At 71.0% G+C, this 21842-nt stretch carries 21 protein-coding genes and 6 pseudogenes; 12 read left to right on the forward strand and 15 right to left on the reverse strand.

Annotation, left to right across the window (positions count from 1 at the left end; genetic code table 11):
• The first annotated feature begins 93 nt into the window (after positions 1-93).
• Positions 94-615 (forward strand): hypothetical protein, encoded by a 522-nt coding sequence (locus OG361_RS01540; protein ID WP_405851443.1) that lies wholly within the window; start codon positions 94-96, stop codon positions 613-615.
• Positions 616-685: 70 nt separating this feature from the next.
• Positions 686-908: pseudogene (locus OG361_RS01545) on the forward strand (GntR family transcriptional regulator); the annotation flags it as partial.
• Positions 909-1185: 277 nt separating this feature from the next.
• Here the strand turns inward: OG361_RS01545 and OG361_RS01550 are convergent.
• Positions 1186-1390: pseudogene (locus tag OG361_RS01550) on the reverse strand (ABC transporter permease); the annotation flags it as partial.
• Between the two features lie 557 nt (positions 1391-1947).
• Between OG361_RS01550 and OG361_RS01555 the strand changes: the two are divergent.
• Positions 1948-2664 (forward strand): flavodoxin family protein, encoded by a 717-nt coding sequence (locus OG361_RS01555; RefSeq protein WP_399220893.1) that lies wholly within the window; start codon positions 1948-1950, stop codon positions 2662-2664.
• A gap of 401 nt (positions 2665-3065) precedes the next feature.
• On the opposite strand, the gene OG361_RS01560 is transcribed toward OG361_RS01555, so the two are convergent.
• Positions 3066-4322 (reverse strand): MFS transporter, encoded by a 1257-nt coding sequence (locus tag OG361_RS01560; protein WP_405851444.1) that lies wholly within the window; start codon positions 4320-4322, stop codon positions 3066-3068.
• A 138-nt stretch (positions 4323-4460) separates the two neighbouring features.
• Between OG361_RS01560 and OG361_RS01565 the strand changes: the two genes are divergently transcribed.
• Both OG361_RS01565 and OG361_RS01570 read left to right on the forward strand, forming a co-directional pair.
• Entirely contained in the window at positions 4461-5342 is an 882-nt protein-coding gene (locus OG361_RS01565; protein WP_405851445.1) for a winged helix-turn-helix transcriptional regulator, read from the forward strand.
• Positions 5343-5439: 97 nt separating this feature from the next.
• Positions 5440-5562, forward strand: coding sequence for a hypothetical protein (locus tag OG361_RS01570; protein WP_405851446.1), 123 nt, complete (start codon positions 5440-5442; stop codon positions 5560-5562).
• Between the two features lie 358 nt (positions 5563-5920).
• On the opposite strand, the gene OG361_RS01575 is transcribed toward OG361_RS01570, so the two are convergent.
• Positions 5921-6463, reverse strand: coding sequence for a hypothetical protein (locus OG361_RS01575; protein WP_405851447.1), 543 nt, complete (start codon positions 6461-6463; stop codon positions 5921-5923).
• A gap of 167 nt (positions 6464-6630) precedes the next feature.
• Here OG361_RS01575 and OG361_RS01580 point away from each other — a divergent pair, with 167 nt between their 5' ends.
• Positions 6631-6906 carry a hypothetical protein gene (locus tag OG361_RS01580; protein ID WP_405851448.1) on the forward strand — a complete coding sequence of 92 codons (276 nt, stop codon included), beginning with the start codon at positions 6631-6633 and terminating at the stop codon, positions 6904-6906.
• Here the strand turns inward: OG361_RS01580 and OG361_RS01585 are convergent.
• From OG361_RS01585 to OG361_RS01610, 6 genes and pseudogenes are all read right to left on the reverse strand, one after another.
• Positions 6843-6986: pseudogene (locus OG361_RS01585) on the reverse strand (IS5/IS1182 family transposase); the annotation flags it as partial. The gene OG361_RS01580 and the pseudogene OG361_RS01585 sit on opposite strands and share 64 nt — an antisense overlap.
• Before the next feature lie 59 nt (positions 6987-7045).
• Positions 7046-7297 (reverse strand): annotated as a pseudogene (locus OG361_RS01590) (hypothetical protein); the annotation flags it as partial.
• A 42-nt stretch (positions 7298-7339) separates the two neighbouring features.
• On the reverse strand, positions 7340-7921 hold the full coding sequence (locus tag OG361_RS01595; RefSeq protein WP_405851449.1) for a snapalysin family zinc-dependent metalloprotease: 582 nt from the start codon (positions 7919-7921) through the stop codon (positions 7340-7342).
• A gap of 230 nt (positions 7922-8151) precedes the next feature.
• Complete coding sequence (locus tag OG361_RS01600) at positions 8152-8844, reverse strand: LysR family substrate-binding domain-containing protein (protein WP_405861999.1); 693 nt, start codon at positions 8842-8844, stop codon at positions 8152-8154.
• Positions 8845-8883: 39 nt separating this feature from the next.
• Positions 8884-9063: pseudogene (locus OG361_RS01605) on the reverse strand (LysR family transcriptional regulator); the annotation flags it as partial.
• Between the two features lie 193 nt (positions 9064-9256).
• Positions 9257-10039 carry a S1 family peptidase gene (locus tag OG361_RS01610; protein WP_405851450.1) on the reverse strand — a complete coding sequence of 261 codons (783 nt, stop codon included), beginning with the start codon at positions 10037-10039 and terminating at the stop codon, positions 9257-9259.
• Positions 10040-10726: 687 nt separating this feature from the next.
• Here OG361_RS01610 and OG361_RS01615 point away from each other — a divergent pair.
• The 3 genes and pseudogenes from OG361_RS01615 to OG361_RS01625 form a co-directional block, all read left to right on the forward strand.
• Positions 10727-11167 (forward strand): annotated as a pseudogene (locus OG361_RS01615) (flavodoxin family protein); the annotation flags it as partial.
• A 100-nt stretch (positions 11168-11267) separates the two neighbouring features.
• On the forward strand, positions 11268-12542 hold the full coding sequence (locus tag OG361_RS01620) for a VWA domain-containing protein (protein ID WP_405851452.1): 1275 nt from the start codon (positions 11268-11270) through the stop codon (positions 12540-12542).
• Positions 12542-13381: a hypothetical protein gene (locus OG361_RS01625; protein WP_405851453.1), complete on the forward strand. Its 840-nt coding sequence runs from the start codon at positions 12542-12544 to the stop codon at positions 13379-13381. Before OG361_RS01620 ends, OG361_RS01625 begins: the two co-directional genes overlap by 1 nt.
• 61 nt (positions 13382-13442) lie before the next feature.
• Here the strand turns inward: OG361_RS01625 and OG361_RS01630 are convergent, their stop codons facing one another.
• Positions 13443-14114: a TetR/AcrR family transcriptional regulator gene (locus tag OG361_RS01630; RefSeq protein ID WP_405851454.1), complete on the reverse strand. Its 672-nt coding sequence runs from the start codon at positions 14112-14114 to the stop codon at positions 13443-13445.
• A gap of 107 nt (positions 14115-14221) precedes the next feature.
• On the opposite strand from OG361_RS01630, the gene OG361_RS01635 reads away from it, so the two are divergent.
• Positions 14222-15340 (forward strand): serine hydrolase domain-containing protein, encoded by a 1119-nt coding sequence (locus tag OG361_RS01635; RefSeq protein ID WP_405851455.1) that lies wholly within the window; start codon positions 14222-14224, stop codon positions 15338-15340.
• A gap of 33 nt (positions 15341-15373) precedes the next feature.
• Here OG361_RS01635 and OG361_RS01640 read toward each other — a convergent pair whose 3' ends face one another.
• Entirely contained in the window at positions 15374-16645 is a 1272-nt protein-coding gene (locus OG361_RS01640; protein WP_405851456.1) for an MFS transporter, read from the reverse strand.
• Between the two features lie 63 nt (positions 16646-16708).
• Between OG361_RS01640 and OG361_RS01645 the strand changes: the two genes are divergently transcribed.
• Positions 16709-17086, forward strand: a complete 378-nt coding sequence (locus OG361_RS01645) for a MerR family transcriptional regulator (RefSeq protein ID WP_405851457.1) — start codon at positions 16709-16711, stop codon at positions 17084-17086.
• Between the two features lie 46 nt (positions 17087-17132).
• On the opposite strand, the gene OG361_RS01650 is transcribed toward OG361_RS01645, so the two are convergent.
• The 4 genes from OG361_RS01650 to OG361_RS01665 all read right to left on the reverse strand — a co-directional run bounded on the left by OG361_RS01650 (position 17133) and on the right by OG361_RS01665 (position 20844).
• Entirely contained in the window at positions 17133-17357 is a 225-nt protein-coding gene (locus OG361_RS01650) for a hypothetical protein (protein WP_405851459.1), read from the reverse strand.
• A 34-nt stretch (positions 17358-17391) separates the two neighbouring features.
• Positions 17392-17871: a (2Fe-2S)-binding protein gene (locus tag OG361_RS01655; protein WP_405851460.1), complete on the reverse strand. Its 480-nt coding sequence runs from the start codon at positions 17869-17871 to the stop codon at positions 17392-17394.
• Positions 17872-17930: 59 nt separating this feature from the next.
• Positions 17931-20228, reverse strand: a complete 2298-nt coding sequence (locus OG361_RS01660) for a molybdopterin cofactor-binding domain-containing protein (RefSeq protein WP_405862001.1) — start codon at positions 20226-20228, stop codon at positions 17931-17933.
• Positions 20229-20472: 244 nt separating this feature from the next.
• A complete protein-coding gene (locus OG361_RS01665; RefSeq protein WP_405851462.1) occupies positions 20473-20844 on the reverse strand; it encodes a hypothetical protein in 372 nt (123 codons plus the stop codon).
• Positions 20845-21381: 537 nt separating this feature from the next.
• Here OG361_RS01665 and OG361_RS01670 point away from each other — a divergent pair.
• Positions 21382-21819, forward strand: coding sequence for an OsmC family protein (locus OG361_RS01670; RefSeq protein ID WP_351214321.1), 438 nt, complete (start codon positions 21382-21384; stop codon positions 21817-21819).
• The last annotated feature ends 23 nt before the right edge of the window (positions 21820-21842 follow it).

The following is a 21842-nucleotide window of genomic DNA, read 5'->3' on the forward strand; positions in this document are numbered from 1 at the left end:
CAACTCCTCATGTGCAACGGGTTGTTGACGTGTCATGTGATGACTCCGCGAAGATCCTGCGCGGGTGTCGGCGCCGTTCGGTAGGTTCTGGCCATGACCACACCCCACTCCGACTACGACTCCACCCGCCACCCCGACCTCCTGACCTGGCTCACCGAACGACAGGCCGCCTTCGAACGCTGGGCCCGGGAAGCCGGCGGCGTCGACCGGTTCGACTTCTCCGACGCCTCGCTCGGTGCCCTGGAAGACCTCGTCAAGGAGACATTCGCCGAGCCGGAGGAGATCACCGCACAGCGCCGCTCCCCCTTCGTCCAAGGTGCCGTGTGGTACATCGGCGAGACCCTGCGCCGACGGCGCGAGGGCTGGGTATGGAGGTTCGAACCGGACGTTACCTTCGGTCTGCTCCCGGCGTTCTATCCGGCGGTCCCGGACCCCGCGTACCTGGACACCCCCTGCGTCGGCGCACCGGACGCCAAGCCCGGCGAACACTGGTACCCCCTGAACACGCTGCGCCGACTCCTCGCCACCGAAGACGAGTTCGACAACCCGATCGACGAACGGCTCGTCGGCATGATCGAAGGCTGGTACGACGAAGACGAGGAGGACGACGAGTAACTGGCGCCCGCAGTGCGGGCGCCAGGCCATGTCTGATGAATTGATCTCGTGGTGGGTCGTGGTGAGCTGACGGCTCGGCCTCGCCGAGGGGGACCTGCGCGTCCGTACCGTGTACAAGTCCCTCGCCGACGGGCGGCCCGTGCAGTTGTCGACGAGCTCGGAACCGTACGGCCTCACGGGCGGCACCCTCGTCGTCCTGCCCGACGGCGGGCCGCACGCTGGTGCTGGCGTCGCGAACCGCGTGGGCCGAGATCGGCATCATGGTCAGTCATGCCGTCGAACAGCCCGAGCCCACCTGTAGGCCCGCCCCACGTTGGTGCGCCGACTCGCCGCCGCCACGGGCAATCGGTCAGGGGCCCACCCTGTGCCGACCAAGATCCGGGCCACACGCGGACCAGCCGCCTGCAGCTTGGCCGAATCGTGGCCGTTTCCGCTGGTCAGCGGGCCGCGCGAGGCGTGTACCACCGGCACTCGAAGAACCTGCTGGTGACCAAATCACCGAAGCAACTCGGCGTCTTCTGGGCGTCTTCGGCGAGGTGTACCAGGAAAAGCTGCGCGGGGTGACCGCGATGAGGGCCCGCCCTGGTAGATGGCGTAGCCGCGAGTCACGCCGATGCAGAGCAGGGCGCCAACGACGCCGCCCGGGGCGGAAGCGGAAGGACTCGCAGAGGAACTGATTGCGGATCTGGCCGCGGGTGGCGCCAAGGGAACGGCGCAGACCGATTTCGGCGCGGCGTTCCAGCACGGAGACGGCTACGGCGTCGGCGATGCCAACGCGCGGCGACTGCCACAGGCAGGGGCGAAGCATCCCCTGATCCTGCATCGACTCGGGAGAGAAAACCCCAGGTCAGCAACCCCGCCCCCGGACCTTCAGCTGGGTCGCCGGGACTTCCGGGGCGTCCAGGCGGTCGCCGTCGCACCCCTTGACCTCGCCGAAGCGGGAGCCGGGCATCCAGTCCCCCCTCGCCTGGCGGATCCCCTCGGCGTGCGGCCCACGAAGTTCCACCACAACGCGGGAAGTCGCGTTGGCGATCCCATGGATGGACTGCCGGCCAGAGCTGCTGGCCAAATAGGCTGCCAGAGTGTTCTGCCGATCTGATTCGGCGATACATGTCATGGCTGTGAGGCCACGCGGGTGATTGGGTGGGCGACTTCGTCAGCACTGGCGTGGCGTTCGGTCATTCCGTCCAACGAGGCGAGAGAGTAGGCGGGATTTTCGGCCGGCCCAACCCGGAGCCCCATCGACGTCGGCAACCGGGCGTGTTTCGCCGCCCGACCCGCCCGACCCGCCCACTCGCCCACTCGCCCACTCGCCCGCAGGGGAACGCATCCATGACCGACACTGGCACGTCCTACCGTGGTCTCCGCGCCCTGGTGATCAATTGCACGCTCAAGCGTTCGCCGGAGCGCAGCCACACTCAGGGGCTGATCGACATCAGTAGCGGGATCATGGAGCGCCAGGGCGTCGAGGTTGAGGTGCTGCGAGCGGTGGACATCGACATCGCGACCGGTGTGTGGCCCGACATGACGGAGCACGGCTGGGAGACCGACGAGTGGCCCGTCATCTACTCGAAGGTCATGGCCGCGGACATCCTTACCTTGGCTGGACCTGTGTGGCTGGGAGATAACTCTTCGGTCATGAAGAAGGTGATCGAGCGTCTGTACGCCTGCTCGTCGATCCTCAACGAGCGCGGCCAGTACGCCTACTACGGTCGTGTGGGCGGCTGCCTGATCACCGGCAACGAGGACGGCGCCAAGCACTGCGCGATGAACGTCCTCTACAGCCTCCAGCACCTCGGATACGTCATTCCGCCGCAGGCGGACGCGGGCTGGGTCGGCGAGGCCGGCCCGGGCCCGTCGTACCTCGACCCCGGCTCCGGCGGGCCGGACAACGACTTCACGAACCGCAACGCGACCTTCATGACCTGGAACCAGCTCCACCTGGCGAGGATGCTCAAGGACACCGGCGGCATCCCCGCCCACGGAAACCAGCGCTCCGAGTGGGACGCCGGCTGCCGGTTCGACTTCGAGAACCCCGAGCACCGCTGAGTGCGGGCCGGAACGGTCGGAGGTCCGGTGGAAGTCAGCTCCGGATGAACCAGGTCCTTCGTGCGGCCTGGCCCACCTTCACCGGACAGGTCCTCCATGCACGGGATCGCCCTGGTGGCCGCGGTGAACGCCCTCCTCGTCGGCCTCGCCCTGTGGGCTTCTGGGCGTACCGCCGCCGACGCCACTCGCGCCCTGGAGTTCGTCGCCTCCTTCGTCCCACTCCTCTGCTCGACAAGACCCGCGCCACGGAGCACTGCTGTGACGAGATCCGCCGCGTCAAGACAACCACCGGCACCCGCGGACTCGGTTTCCCCCACGCGATCCAGGCCGTGCAGATCGTGCGCAGTCGCCGGAACGCGTCTACGTGGTCAGCGATCTGACGGTGTCGTGGCGCCAGGGCGTCAGATGAGGTCGCGGTGGCGGCCCACCTTGGTGGAGAAGAGGTAGAGCGGGGGCAGGAGGGCGGCGGCGCAGACGGTCCAGAGCGCGGTGTGGGCGCCGAGGTGGGTGGCGAGGAGGCCGGCGGTGAGCGCGCCGAGCGGCATCGCGCCCCAGGAGACGAAGCGGACCGTGGCCATCACGCGGGACAGCAGTTCCGGGGGCGACTGCGTCTGCCGGTAGGTGCGGGTGGTGATCGAGCCGATGACGGTGCCGAAGGCGAAGCCGGCGTTGCCCAGGGCGAACCAGTACGCGTCCCCCGCCGACGTGGTCAGCGGGGCGAGGAGAAGCAGCGCGCCGCCGGCCAGATCGGCCACGATGACGCCCCGCGCGGTGCCGAGGCGCGTGGTCACGCGGACCGCGACGGCGGCGCCGGCGAGCGCGCCGACCCCGTCCATGGCGAGGACGAGACCGAGCTGTACGGAGTCGAGGCCGGCCCCGCGGACCAGGTAGAGGGGGGTGAGGGCGACGAGGGCCGCGTTGAGGAAGTTGGCGGCGGTCGCCCAGATCATGCAGGGGCGCATGACCGGGTGCTTGGTGACGTACCTCCATCCCTCGCGCATCAGCCGCAGCGCGCTCTCGCTGGTGCGGGGCGCGGGGCGGCTCTCGGGGAGGGTGCGCAGGAGCACGGCGGAGGCCAGGTAGCTGGCGGCGTCCACGACGAGCGCGCCGACCGGGCCCGTCGCGCCGATCAGGACGCCGCCGAGGGAGGGGCCGCCGGTGTCGGTGACGGCGTGCGTGCCCGACATGACGCTGTTGCGGGCGGCCAGCTGCTGGGCCGGGACGACGGCGGGCAGGAAGGTCGAGTTTCCGATGTCGAACAGCACGGTCGCCGAGCCGGTGACGAGCGCCGCGAACAGCAGGTGCGGATACGTGAGCGTGCCGATCCACCAGGCGAGCGGCAGCGATCCGAGCGCCGCGAACCGTACGAGGTCGAGCGTGACCTGGAGTCGGCGCAGCGGCACGCGCTGCGCGAGGACGCCCGCCGGGAGGCTGAGCAGCAGCCACGAGACCTGCCCGGCGGCGGCGAGCAGGGCGACCTCGAAGGCGGTGGCGTCGAGGACGGTGAGGGCGACGAGCGGCAGGGCGAGGACGGTGACGGCGGTGCCCGCACCGCTGACGGTGGCGGCGGCCCAGAAGCGCCAGAAGACGCCCGGCGATGAGGTCTCCCGTTCGTCGTCGCGTCGGTCGTGTTCCTGGATCGCTTGTGTTCCGCTCATACGGCGCCCACCCCCGGGTCTTGTTAGTCTCTTTTGGGAACTCACTCGTTCCAGGTGAGTTTCTATCCGGAACCGACCTCATGGCGCAAGATGGTCCCGACGAGCGGCCGCCGTGCGCGCAGAAGTGGAGACGCAGTGATGAGGTCGGTTCCCGAGCGGGACGCCGCCTGCGCGATCGCGCAGGCCGCGTCGGTGGTCGGCGACTGGTGGAGCCTGCTCCTGATCCGGGAGACCGCCCGAGGGCACCACAGGTTCGACGCGCTCCAGGAGGAGCTGGGCATCTCCCGGAAGGTGCTCACCGAGCGCCTGGCGCACCTGGTGGAGACGGGGGTGCTGGAGAAGTTCCCGTACCAGGAGCGGCCGACGCGGCACGAGTACCGGCTGACCGAGAGCGGCCGGGGGCTGCTGCCGGTCCTGCTGTCGATGCAGGACTGGGCCGACCGCTGGCTCCTCGGCGACGGCTCGCTCAGCGGCACCGCCGACGAGACGAGCGCGGAGGCACGGCGCGTCGCGGACCTGACGGGCCGGCGACTGCCGCGCCTGCGGTTGCCCGGTCACCGGGACGGTGCGCCGGTCGACCCGGTGGCCGGCGCAGTGGCCACCGTCCTGTTCTGCTATCCGGCGACCGGGAGCCCCAGCCCCCTGCCGGAGGGCTGGTCACACATCCCCGGCACCGTCGGCTGCACGCTGGAGAACCGGCTCTTCCGGGACGCCTACGAGGACTTCCGCGCCGCGGGCGCGGAGGTGCACGGCGTCAGCACCCAACGCCCCGACGAACAGCGCGTGTTCGCGAGCCAGGAGGACATCCCCTTCACCCTCCTCTCCGACGTCGACCTCCGCCTCGCCGCCGCCCTGCGCCTGCCCACCTTCCGCGCCGGACAACTGCTGCGACTGAAACGGACCGTGCTGGTCATCGACCGTGACGGCACGGTGCGGCACGCGCGCTTCCCGGTGACGGACATCCCGGCAGCGGTGAGCGAGGCGCTGGCCGAGGTACGGCGCCTGGCCGCGGAGGACTGACACCTACGGGATTCCCGAGAGAAGACCGCTCGCGGACCTCCGTAGACCGTGGAAAGCGCGCGCAGGGGCGCCGGTGCGGCAACAGGTGGGACGGCTGATGTCCCTCGCCCCGGAGGCGAGCGAAACCCTGCGGGTCGTGGCGCACTTCGACGGGCTCCTCACCCGGGCGCCGGACTCGATGGGACCCTGCGCGGCACCGCAGCGCCCTCCGGGGCCGTAGCCGGCGCCGGGATCCGCGGGCGGGTGCGTCGGCGGCCCTGCACCAGGCGCAGGGCACGCTCGTGACCCGATGGGCCGGCCTGGTGGAGACGATGACCTCGGTGGTGACCGGTGCGAGCAAGCACCTCCTCCCGACGAAAGCCGTGAAGCGCGAGGTCAGCGTTCTCGCCCGCCGGCACCTTTGGTGCTGGTGGGAACCAGCAGATGATGAGGGTGGAACTGCCCATTGCCGGGTCGGGCGCCGTGGAGTCGAAGACGCCGACTTAAGCCACCCATGGCAGCACCTCAACGGGACCGAAGGCGTCGGCGGTCTCGTCCGGGTACTCGCGGGAGGGCGGAACGAACTGGACGTCCGCACCTCAGAGCCCCTCGGGAACCTCGATGCCGTGAATGTCCAAGTACTGCTCCATGCGCGCCCTGAGCCCCTGTCGGCGCTTACTCTTCACCGCCATGGCGTATGCCGACTTCTCAAAGGCGCCGATCATCAGCAGGTCGAGATCGCCTCGCGCGAACAGCACGTCGTAGAACGGCGCGAGCGCCTCATCGGTGTACGCGAACTGACTCATGAGCAGCTGCAACGGCGTGCCGTAGCCCTTTGCCACGGCGTTGACGTCGGCGCCATCGTTGAGCAATCGCCGGAGCAGCGGCGCCTCAAGCTCGGGAGCGAGCCGAGCGCTGCCGAGCAGCGCATGCAGCGCGTTCACGCCGCCATTGGCCGTCGTCGCATCAGCGCCGTCGTCGAGCAGGCGGGTCGCGATCGCACTGCGCGCACTCGGATCCACGTTCGTCAATGCACCCATCAGGGCGCTGCGACCGTTCACCTCCGCGTTCGCCTGCGAAGGGTCGTACGCATCGAGGAACTCCTCGAGGGAGCCCGCCTGCGCGGCGTACACGATGTCCATCCCACTCCCTCTCGACCTCATCAGGCCAGCGGCGCCCCACCGCAGTCTCACTTGCTGAAGATCGTGTTCAGCTCTGCCGCGCGTCGTCCCGCTGGAAGCAGCGCAGGTCGAACCTTGGTGTCAGCAGCTGTTCTCCTGTTGTGATTCTGGCAGCTGACAGCGTCATCGTGGCGATCGTGCTGGGCATTATCGGCGTCGTCGCCGAAGGACTGCTCTACATGCTCCTCATCGGCATCGTGGTGCTCGTCGCGGCCCTGTTCTACCTCGCTCTGCACCTACGGCACGGTGCCGACCCGGCAGCTGCGATCCGGGGACAGGACAAGGAGTCCCAGGAGGTGTCCATGCTCCCGCTTTACCTGCTCCAGTCCGCTCGGCTCGGGTCCATGACGAGGGTTGGACGGCGGGTTGGCCGGGCACAGTCGACTGGCGAGGGGCCGACGTGATCCCCCTTCAGAGCCCAGACGCGCGACCCGTCCACGGAGCAGTCGTCCAGGTCCAGCAGGTCGGCGTGGCGAAGTTCGGTCGCCGTTCGACGTGGACGAGGTAGTCGCAGGCGATTGCCGTCCGCACCACCTGCCCGATTTCCTCGATCGCCTGATGGGCGGGGTGCTTGGGGCCGCTGTGGGTGGGACGGCGCAGGACCTGTTCGGCCTCGGAGGTACCCAGGCTCAGGGCGGCAGTTGCCCGTCGGCTGAAGGCGATCTGAGGAGGGTTCCGGCCCGCTCCGAGCGGTCGCGGCCTTCGTGCTACCGGGCGATGACGCGTACGAACAGCCCAGGCCGCGGGCTGGTGGGGCGGCCGAACCGGGGCCGGACCACGGTGACGGTCCCGCAGCCCGGGAGCGACCGCGGCAGCGGACTGTCCGGGTGGTCAGGGTCAGGACGCGTCGGCCAGCAGGCGGCCTTCGGCCGGGGTGTGCGGGCCGACGCGGTCGGCGTATGCGGACTCGACCCGGAGCCGTTCGGTCGTGTCGGGGACGGAGTTCTTGCAGCTGGAACCGGCGCTGGAGCCCGACATCAACTGGGAGCACGGCCCGGGCTTGGTGTCCGGCAGGCCGAGGTTGTGGCCGATCTCGTGGGCAGCGATCCGGTTCTTGTCGTAGCCCTCGGTGACTGCCAGGCTGCCGAGTTCCACCCGGGCCTGGCCGCCCGGGCGGACCGGTCCCAGCGTGGCCTGGGGCCAGCCGTCGGTGGCGACGATCTGGATCTCTGCGCGGGTGCCGGGCCGGGCCTTCGCCAGCTTCACGTTGCTGGTGTTCGCGTTCCAGGAGGCGACTCCGGCCGCGACGGCGTTCTGCCATCCGCCGGCCCGGGTGTCGTCGTAGTAGAGGGTGGTCACCGCGGAGGCCCTCATCGGTGCGGCCGTCTCGGGCGTGGACACGGCCTGCGCCGCAGGCGCCATGATCGTGGTGATGGCCGCGACGGTACCTACTGCTGCGAACCACTTCGGGTGGGGCATGGCTGTCCTTTCGTGGAGATGGTCTGCCGTAAGAGGAGGAGAGGAGCGGTGGCACGAGCGGCGGGCATCGTCGCCGCGGAGAAGAAGCAGGCCCGGTTCTGGCGGTGTGCCGCCATGAGGAGCACGCGGGCGCCGTTTCGGCCGCCACCCCATGGCAGCTGGTCACAGCTGCCGAGGATCGGGCCAAGGGGCCGGGCGGAATCAGTGGAGTCCCTCCCCCCTCGGGAGTGTCAGCCCGGTTTGACGCAACGGGTGTCGAAGGCGCCCCGGGCGAGGTCGAGGAGCAGGGTCCGGGCGCCGGTGAGGGGCGATTCGCGGTGCATGGCCAGCAGGTGCCTTCCGAGGAGCGGGTCGCCGGTGAGTCTGCGCATGACCACGCCCTCACGGGCTCTGGCCGACCCTTGCGCCAGAGTGATGCCGACGCCTTGGGCGACCAGGTCGCACTGGATGCTTGTGTCCCCGATTCGGTGTGGTGAGACTCGCGGTGCGAATCCCGCGGCCCCGCAGGCATCGGCCAGCGCTCCGTAGTCGTCGCAGCCGGTGTCGTTGGACGCGAGGATCCAGGTCTCGTCGGCGAGTGCCGCGAGGTCGACCCGCCGTTCCCGGGTCAGGGGGTGTCCGGCCGGCAGAATCACTACGAGGGGTTCTCGTCCGATGACGTCGACAACCACTTCGTCGGGCGGTGTTGTACCGAAGCCGTCCAGATCGACCAGACACCCTGCGGCGATGGACTGGTCACCGACCCGGCTCATGGCCTCCCCCGTAGCTGCGAACTGCAGGAAGCTCACAGGGTTGCTCAGCACGGCCGGGAGGTGGAGCGTCAGATGACTCAGGATCGGTCCCGAGCAGCCGCCCACCGTCACCGGGTCCAGACCGGCCGCCGACCGGAGCCGGCAGTTGCGGATCCGGTCGGCACTGGTCACCGCGTCACGAGCGTGTGAGATCACAAGTTCACCGGCTCGTGTGGGTACGACCCCGCGAGCCGAGCGCTCGAAAAGGGGCTGACCGATTGAGGCTTCAATGCGGCGGAGTTGGGTGGTCATGGCCGGCTGAGAGAGCAGCAGAGCGGACGCCGCCCTGGTCAGGCTTCCTGCTTCGGCTATCGCCAGCAGAATGCGGAGGTGCCGCAGTTCCAGGTCCATGGCTGGTCGAGGCTAGTCCACTTGGTCATGTCATGTCCATGGATGGCCTCGTGCCGGACGGCAGTGGACCGGACATGACGGCCTGTCACCTTCAGGCGATGGAACGCGGCCGGAGCAAGGCCTCGCGGGCTGGCCCGGCCGCGATCCGGTGGCCCCGTCCCCAGGTGGAACCGGCGCCTCAGAAGGCGACGGCTCAGAGGGCGCCGGTGTACTGCTGGATCCAGGGCCGCCAGTAAGCCAGGTCCGTGTAGATGGCGCCGCCGACCCCGCAGGTGTCGCTGTCGGCGCCGCTGCGGCTCGTGGCGCCGGCCAGTTCGAGGCGGCCGTTCCGGTTGATCAAGGCCGGTCCGCCTGAGTCGCCGTAGCAGGCGGTGTTCGCGGTGGTGCCCGCGATGCACAGCTCACGGCTGTTCACCATGCCGGTGCAGGAGCTGTCGGGCAGCACCTTGGTGTCGAGCTGCTTGAGGTAACGGGGTGCGGAGGTGGAGCATCCGCTCTGCGGACAGGTCTGCCCCCAGCCGAGCAGACGGGTGGCTGAGTCGTCGGGCGGGGTGGTGGCGGCGATCGGCACGGGCGTGTCGGCGACCTGGGTGTTGAGACGGAGCAGCGCTATGTCCTGACCGGGCATGCTCTGGTTGTTCGAGGAGCGGACGATCTGCGAGACACCGGCCAGGGTGCCGCCGCTGAGACGGTCGTTGGAGCCTATCCGGACACGCAGGGCCGAGGCCGGGAGGGCTCCGTTGTTGCCGTACGTGCAGTGCAGGGCCGTGACCATCCACTCGGGCGAGATGAGCGAGGCGCCACAGTAGTGGCTGCCGTTGACTTGGATGGATCCCATGAACGAGTAGGTGGAGGTGGCCTGTTGGCCTCCGACGATCGGGGCCGGAGCAGCCGTGGCGGTGCTGCTGAAGGCCGGTGCCGCGATGGCCAGGCCGAGGACGATCCCCGCGGCGTGCAGGGGCAGGGAAAGGCGCATGAGGGTTCCTTCGTCTGAGAGGTGCGGGAGGCACGGAGGTGGAGAGCCGGTCCTACTCGCGGTCTTGTTGTTCGTGGCCCGTCAACCTGCCGTCCACAGGAGTATGTAAGCGGCCACACCGCCTCCGCTAATGTCGGCGTCCCATAACATTCAGGGGTACTGGAAGGTAGCCTTCAGTTCGCCATGCGACCGCCGGTGCACGTCGGGGGTTCCGTCCACGGCATCATTCCTCCTGCGGCCGGCCGCTTCCCGGCCGCTCTGGAGGGCCTCGCCGGGCTTGTGGTGTTCGCCGCCTCACAGCGCGAAACGCCGGCGGACCTCACCGCAGGCCGAGCCAGGGCAACCCCTCCGAGCGAGGCCCGCGGATCGAGCTCCAACGCCTGGACTCCCGCTTCGCCGCCTACAGGACGACATCGGGCTGGGAGTGAGTTCCAGATGCCACTCCAGACCAGCTGCCGATGACGCCTGTGCAAGCCGACGGCCTCCCGCGGCCTGTTCGGTACTGGCCGCGGGTGAAGGTGACCCTGCCGCCCTCGGCGAGGGCCGAAGCCCCGACTCCACTTCGGCCCCGCAGGGAAACCCCGGGTCAGCGCACCCGACCCTGCGCCTTCAGCTGGGTCGCCGGGACCGCCGGTGCGACCAGCCCCTGCCAGAGCTGCCGGCCAGGTAGGTTGCCAGAGCATTCCGCCGATCTGGCTCGGCGACAACAGCTCCGTGATGAAGCGGGTGATCGAGCGGCTCTACGCCTGTTCGAGCATCCTCAACAGCGCCGGGCAGTACGCCTACTACGGCCGGGTCGGCGGCTGCCTCATCACCGGGAACGAGGACGGCGTGAAGCACTGCGCCATGAGCGTCCTCTACAGCCTCCAGCATCTGGGGTACTCGGTGCCGCCCCAGGCGGACGCGGGCTGGATCGGGGAGGCCGGCCCCGGCCCCTCGTACCTGGAACCGGGATCGGGCGGACCCGAGAACGACTTCACCAACCGCAACACCTCCTTCATGGCGTGGAACCTGATGCATCTGGCCGGGCTGCTCAAGCGGGCCGGCGGCATCCCGGCGCACGGCAACCAGCGCTCGGCGTGGGACGCCGGCTGCAAGCCGGAGTTCCCCAACCCCGAACACCGCTGACCGAAACCCCGAGCACCGCTGAGCGACCGACGGAGGCCTCGGAGGCCTCCGACCCGGCCCTCGTTTTGGATTGTCGGAGGATCATCAATACGATCCGGCGATGATCACGAGAAAACGGCTGGCGACCGGGGCCTGCGCGCTGCTCGCCGCCCTGACCGCCGCGCTCCTGCCGACGAGCGCGGCCGCCGACGAGCCGGTGGCGAAGGAATCCCCCAAGGTCGAGCTGGTGCTCGACGTCAGCGGCTCCATGCGGGCCAAGGACATCGACGGCAAGTCCCGCATGTCCGCGGCCAAGCAGGCCTTCAACGAGGTCCTCGACGCGGTGCCCGAGGAGGTCCAGCTCGGCATCCGCACCCTGGGCGCCGACTACCCCGGCCCCGACCGCAAGCAGGGCTGCAAGGACACCCGGCAGCTCTACCCGGTCGGCCCGCTCGACCGCACCGAGGCCAAGACCGCGGTGGCCACCCTGGCCCCGACGGGGTGGACACCGATCGGACCCGCGCTGCTCGGCGCGGCCGAGGACCTGGAGGGCGGCGACGCCACCCGCAGGATCGTGCTCATCACGGACGGCGAGGACACCTGCGCCCCGCTTGACCCCTGCCAGGTGGCGCGGGAGATCGCGGCGAAGGGCATACACCTCGTCATCGACACCCTGGGCCTGGTGCCGGACGCCAAGACCCGGCAGCAGCTGACCTGCATCGCGGAGGCGACCGGAGGCACGTACACCTCGGTCCACCGCACCGACGAACTCTCGCGCAGAGTCAAGCAGTTGGTCGATCGCGCCGCCGACCCCGTCGTGACCCCCGTGGGCACGAAGGGCGCGGCGCGGTGCGTGGACGCGCCGCAGCTCAAGGCCGGTCTGTACACCGACCGCGAGACCTTCGGGGAGCACCGCTGGTACCGGGTGGACCTGCTGCCCGGCCAGGAGCTGCGCGCCTCCGTCAGCGTGTCGGCCGACCGTGCCGTCAACAACGACTACGGCGTACTGCTGCGCGCGGTCACGCTGCACGGCCGGGAGATCGTCCGCGGCTCCGAGGCGGGCGACGGGCGTACGGACGTGATCTCGACCGGCCTCCGCTATCCGAAGCCGGACCTCGACGACGGCCCCGGCGACGCCAAGCCGGCCGCCGAGACCGTCTGCCTCCAGGTCAGCAACTCCTTCTCCGCTCCCCCGTCGGTCAAGACGACGCCGGGCATGCCGATCGAGCTGACCGTCGACGTCGTCGACGGACCGTCGGCCGCCTCGGACGTGGCCGCCTTCGGTCTCGGCCGTGGCTGGTGGCTGCTCGGCGGGCTCGTGCTCGCCGGTTTCCTGGCCGGTCTGCTCTGGGGCTGGGTGTCCCGCTGGCGCGTCGCTGTCTGGAGGACCAACTGATGCGTACCGTACGCATACTCGCCACGGCCGCCCTCGCGGGCGCCGCGCTCCTCGGTCTCACGGGGCCGGCCGCGGTGGCCGACTCCCCCTCCGCCACGGCGAGCCCTGGCACGGACACCGCGTCGGAGGCCGGGCCGACGGAGGCCGGGACGACGTTCCGCACCGCCGCCCGCTTCCTCCCGGGGCAGCAGGCCACCGCGCAGGCCGCCACGGGTGACTACCTGTACTGGGTGTTCCCCGCCGACACGGGGCAGCGGCCGACGGTCAACGCCACGGTCACGCTGCCCGACGCGGCCCTGCGGCACGGCCCCACCACATGGCGGGTCGATGTGTACGACGGGCTGCGGCGGCGGCAGCCGTGCATGTACGGGACCCAGTCCCGTACGGCGGCGAAGGAGACCGCGTCGGTGGAGCTGGCCTGTGTGCTGCGGCCGGTCCGCGCCTCGGCCGACGCCTGGGCGAACGACCCGCTGCCCGGCAGCTACTACGTCCGGCTGACCGTCACCGGGCTTCCGGACGAGGACCTCGGCCAGCCGTTCACGGCCCGGATCGGGGTGACCACCCTCGACAAGGGCGGCGCCTACGCCACGGACGGCTCGCTCGCCGCGCCGCTCGTGCCCGGGGCGACGACCGCCGACCAGGCGGAGGCGGACGCCGACGCCGGCCGCCCGTCCGCCGTGGAGGCCGCCGCACCGGAGGACGGCTGGTCCTCCGGCTGGTGGTCCGACCGCTGGATCTGGACCGCGGCCGGCGGGGTCCTCGCGGCTCTCGCGGGCATCGGCGGCCACGCCCTGACGCGCGGCTCGGGCCGCCAGCCCCGGGTCCCGCCGGCCGTCTGAGCCACCCCGCACGCAGCGCCGAAGGCCCCCACCGCCACGTCGCGGTGGGGGCCTTCGCGCGTCAGGCTTTTTCCTGGCCCAGGCTGATCGCCGCCTCGATATGGGCGAGCTGAGCGGCCAGGAGCTCTTCGAACGCGGCACGGCGATCCGCCCCGAGGGGGCGGACGTCACGGGCGAAGTGGGTCAGGGCGGGGAAGCGTTCGGGATCGGCGCCGAGTACCGCGACGCGGAACAGCTCCATGCCCTGCTCCTTCTCTTCGGGAGTGATGGTGCTGACCCCGGCCTCGGAGGCGATCAGCGCGGCGATGAGGACCGCCAGCCGGTGGTAGCGCGCCGGGATCTCCTCGTCGGGCAGCCCCGACGCGCGCAGAGCCTGCAGCACCTCTTCCACGATCAGCCGGGAACCGGCGCCACCCGACGCGTAGCGTCCCCAGACCGCGGCGAGCTGGGGCTGCTGCCCGAAGGCCTCTCTCAGACGCAGGGCCAGGGACGTGATGCGCTGCTTCCAGTCGCCCTCGGGGCGATAGTCGTCCATCGCGGCCACGAGGATCCGGTCGGCGAGCGCGCGCAGCAGTTCGGTCTTGCTGCGGAAGTGTCTGTAGAGGCTGGAGGAATCGGTCCCGAGGACCGCGGCCAGCTTGCGCACACTGAACGAATCCGCGTCGCTCGTGCGCAGCATCTCCGCCGCCGTATCCAGGATCTCATCGGTCGACCAACGCCTTCGGCCTGCCATCTTGCTCCTCTCGCAGGACCTCATCCTATGTGTGCACTTGGCGTTGCACGCACCGCGTGCATAATGAGGACACGAGCATCACCCGGGAACACGAAAGGGCGCTTGACGTGAAGAACGCACTGGATTCAGCGGCGCTGAACGACGCCATCGAGAAGGTCCACCGCGCCGGGATGCCGGGCCTGTTCGCCGAGGTGCGGGACGGCGACCAGGTCTGGCGCGGCGCCGCCGGGGTCGCCGATGTCGCCACCGGCCGACCCGTCACCGCCGACATGCGCCACCGCGTCGGCAGCATCACCAAGACCTTCACCGCCGCCGCGGTTCTCCAACAGGTCGAGAGTGGTCGGATCGGTCTCGACACGCCGATCGGCCGGTACCTTCCGAAGCTGGTTCCCGGAGTACGCGGTGACGCGATCACGGTCCGGATGCTGATCAACCACACCAGTGGCCTCGCCGAGTATCTCCCGTACGCCTACCCCTCCCTCAAGGGGATGCCCGTCATCGCGGAAACCGGGCCCCAGAGTCTGGACGACCACCGGTTCACACAGTTCGCCCCCACCGAACTGATCGAGATGGGGGTCACCGCACCTGCCGTCAGCGCCCCGGGCGGTGCTCCCGGGGTGTACTCCAACACCAACTACCTGCTCCTCGGCGAACTCCTGGCACACGTGACCGGAACCACGGCCGAGCAGTACATCACCCGGAACGTCATCGAGCGCGCCGGGCTCCGGGACACCGAACTCCCCACCGGACCGTACGTCGACGGGCCGCACTCGCAGCTCTACGAGGCGTGGTTCGGCATGATCGACCCGCCGCGCGACTACAGCGTCTACGACATGTCATGGGCGATTCCGGCGGGCTCGCTCATATCGACCGTCGCGGACCTCAACCGCTTCTACGGCATGCTGCTGGCCGGAGAGATCGTCAGTCTGTCGTCGCTGGCGCAGATGCAACACACCGGCCCGGTCATCTCCCAAGAGGGAAAGACGATCGACTACGGCCTCGGCCTGCACCCGATGGAGGGTCCCGGCCAGGGCACCTTCTGGGGCCATGGCGGCACGGTCTGGGGTGGTGGAGCACTGGCCATGACCCGTGCCGACGGCAAGCGGCAGATGGCGGTCGCGGTGAACATGCAGAGGTGGAACAGGCTCGACTCCTCGGGCACGCCGCAGCCCCATCCCATCGACGACGCGCTGGCGACCCTGTACCGCGTGGCGATGTACGGCTGACGGGGCCGCACGAAGCCGGCCGACCCGTGATCGTCAGGCGGGTCGCCGGTGGACGGGGAAGCCGTGGGCGCGGGCGCCCGCCACGACCGCGACGACCGGGACCAGCAGGAGCAGGACGCTCCAGGGGAGGGCTCCCGCGCCGAGGAGGTCGAGGAGCAGGCCGCCCGCGAGGCCGCCGGCCGCCATGGCCGCGTTCCAGAGACTGACCAGCATCGTCTGGGCGGTGTCGGCCGCGTCCCCGCCGGCGTCGGCGACGGCCGTCTGGAGCAGCGTGGGCGCTCCGCCCCAGCCCAGGCCCCAGAGCGCGGCGGCCACCAGGACCAGCGCGGTACTTCCGGCCGGTACGGCGAGGGCGGCGGCCCCGACGGCGACGAGGACCGTCCCGGCGAGGGTCAGGACCCGGAGCCTGCGGTCGATGTGACGGCCGGTGAGCCAGATCCCGGCCAGCGAGGCGGCGCCGAAGACGAGCAGGACGAGTCCGGTGGAGCCGCCCGTGCCGAGGTGGTCGAGGTAGGCGGCGACGTAGGTGTAGAGGACGGTGTGGGCCAGGACGAGGGCGAAGGTGACGGAGAGGACCGGCAGGACGCCCGGGACCTTCAGCGTGCGGGCGGCCGGGGCCCGTCCGCCGCGCGGTTCGCCCGGCAGGTCCGGGACGGCGAGCGCGATCCAGCCGAGGAGCCCGGCGGCGATGACGGTCATCGCGGCGAAGGCGACCCGCCAGCCGACGGCGGCGCCGAGGAAGGTGCCCGCGGGGACGCCGAGCGAGAGGGCGAGCGGGATGCCGGTCATCGCGACGGCGACGGCCCGGCCCTGGAGGTGCGGCGGGGCGAGGCGGCGGGCGTAACCGGCGAGCAGGGCCCAGGCCACGCCCGCGGCGACCCCGGCGAGGAAGCGGGCGCCCATGGTGAGGGCGTACGAGGAGGAGACGGCGGTGACCGTGTTGGCGGCGGCGAATCCCGCGACCGAGGTGAGCAGCAGGTGCTTGCGGCGCCAGCCGGCGGTACGGGCGGCGAGGGGGACGGCGGTGAGGGCGGTGCCGAGGGCGTAGACGGTGACCGACTGCCCCGCGGCGGCCTCGCCGACGGCGAGGTCGGCGCTCATGGCGGGCAGGACGCCGGCGGGGAGCGTCTCGGTCAGGCTGGTGACGAAGACGGCGGTGGCGAGGGCGAGCAGGGCGGGGAGGGGCAGTCGGCCTGCGGGCTTCGGAGGACCGGACTCCGGAGGACCGGACTCCGGAGAGGCGGAGGTGGTCGTGGCGTGGGTGGTCGCGGCGGAACCGGCCGCCGCTGTCGCGTGGTTGCTCATGGGCCTATGCTCAAACCCTCACATTGATGTGAAGGTCAAGCGAGTCCCGGGAGGGGGCGTCCCATGCGCATCGGGGAGCTGTCGGAGCGCACCGGCACACCGCGCAGACTGCTGCGCTACTACGAGGAACAGGGCCTCATCGTCGCGGACCGGCTGCCCAACGGCTACCGCGTCTACGACGAGTCGAACCTGGACCGGGTGGTCCAGATCCGGGGACTGCTCGACGCCGGTCTGCCGACCCGGATCATCAAGCAGATCCTGCCGTGCCTGAACAAGCCGAGGATCATCCACTTCCCGGACGCCACCCCGGAGATGCTGGCGACGCTTGAGGAGGAGCGGGACCGCATGACCGAGCGGATCAGGTTCCTGACCCGGAACAGGGACGCGGTGGCGGAGTATCTGGACGCCGTACGGGAGAAGTTGGCGGCAGGCTCGCCCTGACGCGGGGATCCTGTGCTCGGATCCCGCGCGGAGATCCGCGCGGGGCTCAGGCCGGGTCGACGAAGACGACGGGTACCGCGTTGTCCCGCACGACCCGGCCGAGCAGATCGGCCAGCTGCTCGCGCTCGGGTGCGTCGAGCCCCGAGGGCAGCAGATCGATCCGCCGGCAGGTCTCCGCGTAGAAGTCCTCCGCGTACACCGCGTTCACGAGAAAGGCGCCGCGCACCAGCGCGGTCACCACGCCGATCTTCCCACCCTCGTCCTTCGCCATTCGCACAGATTACCTTCGTGGTGCGAACCACCGCTCACTCCATACGGCCGGCGCCCTCCAGGACGGCCTGCCGGATGCGGTGGTACGTGCCGCACCGGCAGATGTTGCGGATCGTGTCGAGGTCGGCCTCGGTGATCTCCCGCCCCGCCTCCCGCGCCCGGCGGACCGTCGCCACCGCCGCCATGATCTGGCCCGGCTGGCAGAAGCCGCACTGGGCGACGTCGAGGTCGAGCCAGGCCTCCTGCATCGGATGGAGCTCGCTCCCGACCGTGTCGGGGAGCCCCTCGATGGTGGTGACCTCGTCGGTGGGGGCGAGGTCCTCGACGGGCACGGCGCAGGGCGTGATGGCCTTGCCGTTGAGGTGGCTCGTACAGGCCCGGCAGACGCCGACCCCGCAGCCGTACTTGGGTCCGGTGACGCCGAGGACGTCCCTGAGGACCCACAGGAGCCGGACGTCGCCCTCGACGTCGGCGGTGACGGCCTTGCCGTTGAGGATGAAGGTGTGCTGCGGCACGGGTACTCCAGTACTCCAGGTCTGCGAATCCGCGAAGAGCTCTGCGCGGAACGGGGTGGTCAGAAGGCGCGGTCGCGGCCGTCGACGGGCGAGGCGGGCACGGGCGGGACGGTCGGCAGAGGGGTGAAGGCAAGCGGCTCCGCGTGGTTCACGGGGAAGACCGTCGGCATCGTGCCGGTGGCCCGGCCGTAGGCGCAGGCGACCGCGGCCATGGCTCCGGCGACCGCCAACTCCCCTGCTCCGCCCGGCTTTTCGCCGTTCCGGGGCATCACGATGATCTCCAGCTCGGGCGGGGTGTTCCACTGCCGGGTGTAGAAGTACTGGTCCCAGCTGCCTTCGAGGAAGTGTCCGTCGCGCAGGTGGAGGCCGGAGGTGAGGGTGATGGCGATGCCGTCGGCGATGCCGCCCATCATCTGGGCCTCCAGGCCTCGCGGGTTGACGGCGAGGCCGACGTCGACGGCGCAGACGACCTTGGTCACGCGTGGTCCGGTGTACGCGTTCGGGATCTTCCGCCCGGTGGTCTCCGGGCGGCAGTCGATCTCGGCGAGGACGGCGACGAAGGAGTGGTACTCGGCGTGGACCGCGATGCCCTGGGCCGTGCCGGGCGCCATCGTCCGGCCCCACTCCCCCACCTCGGCGGCCTTGTCGAGGACGGCACGGGCCCGCGGGTCCTTCATGAGCCCGCGTCGCAGCGCGTACGCGTCCTTGCCCATGCGGCGGGCCAGCTCGTCCATGACGAGTTCCTGGGCGCAGCGCACGTTGGGCGAGTAGATGCCGCGCATGGACCCGGTGTTGAAGCCCTTGTCGGTCTCGGAGAGCAGCTGGGTGGTGACGCCGAGGTGGTAGGGGCTCACCTGGGTGAGCTGGAACATCGTCTCGGAGAAGGCGAGGTCGGCGACGGGGAGCCGGGCCACCTCCGCGGTGAGGAGCTCGCCGATGCCGTGCCCGAAGTCGGTGGCCACGGAGGTGTGGCGCTGCTCGTACGAGAGGACCTCGCCCAGCGAGTACGTGGCGCGGACCCGCGAGGTGGACATCGGGTGCGTACGGCCCTGGCGGAAGTCGTCGGTGCGGTGCCACATCAGCTTGACGGGCTTGCCGAGGGCGCGGGAGACCTCGGCGGCCTCGTGGGCCGCGTCGTGGAAGAGCTTGCGGCCGAAGGAGCCGCCGCCCTCGGTGACATGGACGCGGACGGCGGTGGGCGGCAGGCCGAGCTTGAGCGCGATCTGTTCCTGGGCGACGATCGGGGCCTTGAGCGAGGCCCAGATCTCCGCGGAGTCCTCCCGTACGTCCGCGATGGCGCAGTTCGTCTCCACGGCGGCGTTGCTGGAGAAGTGGAAGGTGAAGCGGGCGTCGACCGCCTTGGTGAGGAGCGGCAGCGGCGGTACCACCAGGGGGAGTTCGGCCTGGCGGAGCTTCGCCAGGACGGTGGCGTCGGAGGCGCCCTCGGCGGTGCCGGGGTCCCAGTCGACGTCGAGGGCCCGGACGGCGTCGACGCACTGGCCGAAGGTGCGGCCGCGGACGGCGACGCCGGTGGAGACGGTGACGACGTCGGTGATGCCCGGCATGGCGCGGACCTCGGCGAGGTTGGCCACGGAGCGGACGGTGCCGTTGATGGTGGGCGGGCGGCAGATCATCGTGGGCAGGGCGTCGGGGACCTGGAGGTCCATCGCGAACTTCTTGCGGCCGGTGACGGCGTCGAGGGCGTCGAGTCTGCGCTGTGCGGTGCCGATGACGCGGAAGTCGGAGCGGTGCTTGAGCTCCACCTCCACCGCCGTGTCGGTGAGGGCGGCGGCCTTCGCGGCGAGTTCGCCGTAGCCGAGCAGCGCGCCGGCCGGGGAGACCACGGCGCCGGCCTTCGTGGTGAGGGTGCCGACGGCCTCGCCGAGGACGAGGGAGGCGGCGCGGAGCAGACGGCCCCGGGCGACGGCGGCGGCGACCCGGATGGGGGTGTACGTGGAGTAGGTGGTGTTGGAGCCACCGGTCAGCTGGTTGAAGAGGAGCTCGGGCCGGGCGTCGGCGAGGGTCACCTTCACCTTGTCCAGGGGCAGGTCGAGCTCCTCCGCGACGATCATGGCGCTGGAGGTGGTGACGCCCTGGCCCACTTCGGCGCGGGGCAGGGCGAAGTGGGCCGTGCCGTCGCTGTCGAGGCGGATCGTGATGAGGTTGCTGGTGGGCAGGGCCGCGAGCGTGAGCAGCTCGTTGAGGTCGAGGAGTTCGGCCGGGCCGGGCAGCGAGGGGACGAGTGCCGGGGCCGCAGCGGCGGCCTGCCGGGGAGCGAGGGCCTCGGCGCCGAGCTGGGCGGCGACGGTGAGGGTGGGCGCGGCGAGGACGTACCCGAGGAACCGCCGCCGGGCCATGCCCGCCGGCCGGCCGTCGGCGGGGTCCGCGGAGAGGTTCGCGGCGGGGTCCGAGGGGGCCGTGGAGGGCGCGCCGCCGTCCCCGGTGCCGCTCGTGTACTCGTCCCGCCGGGGGTGCCGCCGCGCCATTCGGTGTGCCTTTCGATCGACAGGGCCCCGGCCCTGTGCCGCCGGGACTTCTCAGATGCGGTGATCATCGCTCATCTGGAGTCCCTTCGGGGAGGGTTCGGGCCGCCGCACGTGGTCACGAGGTCGCGCTCGACGTGTACCGCCGGTCGCCCGACCGCGTCGCGGAGCTCCTGTCGAAGGCCGGCCTGGTGGAGTCGGCCCGCCTGGTGCGGGAGCCGGAACCGGTGGAGAACACGCCCCAGGCCTTCCTGCCGGCCCGCAAACCGTGCGCCTGAGCCCGGCCGCCGCAGGAGCGGAGCTGCGCCCGGGAGATCCGGGCGCGCTGGCCACCGCCCGCGATGAGGGCGTTGACGGAGGCCATCGGGTCGCCGCCGGCCGACCGCACGAGCAGGGCGCCGAGCACCACGGGGCCGAGCGCGAGCGCGATGGCCGTGCCGGTGGTGGTGACGTGCTGGAGGGGGCGGGTGCGCAGGGCGTCGGAGGTCATGCTCCGATTCCAGCAGCGCGCGGCGGGCGGCGTATCGGTCGACGTACTCAGCCGCAGCGGCCTGGGCTACTCACCTGACGGGGGGAGGTCCCCAGGAGTCACCTGCGCGAGGAGCGGAGGAGGACGCCGGTCCCGGCCACGTCGGTGAGCATCTCGTACCGGGCCGTTCGATCCGGGCCGGTCGCCGAGGGCCGGACGCCGAAGGCCAGTCGCTGAGGGCAGGTCGCTCAGGGCCAGTCGATGAGGGCGAGGGGCAGCGTGACGACGGTGGCGGCGGTCGGGGCGATCCAGGCGCGCGGGGCGCGCTCGTCGGCGACGGGGGTACGGTCGGGCATGGCTCCGTCCCACCGGACGTGCGGTGGCGGCGCATGAGCGCGGATACTCACGTACGGCGTGGGTGCGCAGCCACCCGATCCCCACCACCGCTCGGCCGCCGACTCGGCAGGCCCGACCGGCGCGTCCGCTTGTCGGGGCGATTACCGTGGGGTTGCGTGAGCGGGCGACCGCACCGCACGACTGCGAAGGAGCTCCCCCGCCATGGCCGACTACCGGATCGAAACCGTCCGCACCGGGTACCGGAACTGGACCGCCCGCAACGACCGGGGCGCGGAGGTCCGCATGGCCGCCGCCGACGACGCGGACGCGCAGCCCTCTTTCACGCCCGTCGAGTTGCTGCTCGCGGCGATGGGCGGCTGCGGTGGCCTGGTCGTCGACCGGACCGCCCGCGCGGTGGACCACGACGACCTGCGGATCGTGGTCGAGTCGGTCTCGGGGCCCGAGGACGACGGCCGGGTGGGCCGGATCAGGGTCAGTTACGAGTTCGAGCTGCCGGACAACAACCCGCGGGCGGCCGAGGTGTTCGCCCGCGGGGTGCGTCTGACGCACGAGAAGTTCTGCACGGTGAGCCGGACCGTGGAGCACGGCGCGCGGGTCGAGGCGATCCTGCCGGACGGCACGGTCGGCTTCGAGGGCTGAGACCCCGGCCCCCGCGCACGACC

Origin of the sequence: Streptomyces sp. NBC_00090, assembly GCF_045160815.1 — a bacterium.
Lineage (GTDB): Bacteria > Actinomycetota > Actinomycetes > Streptomycetales > Streptomycetaceae > Streptomyces.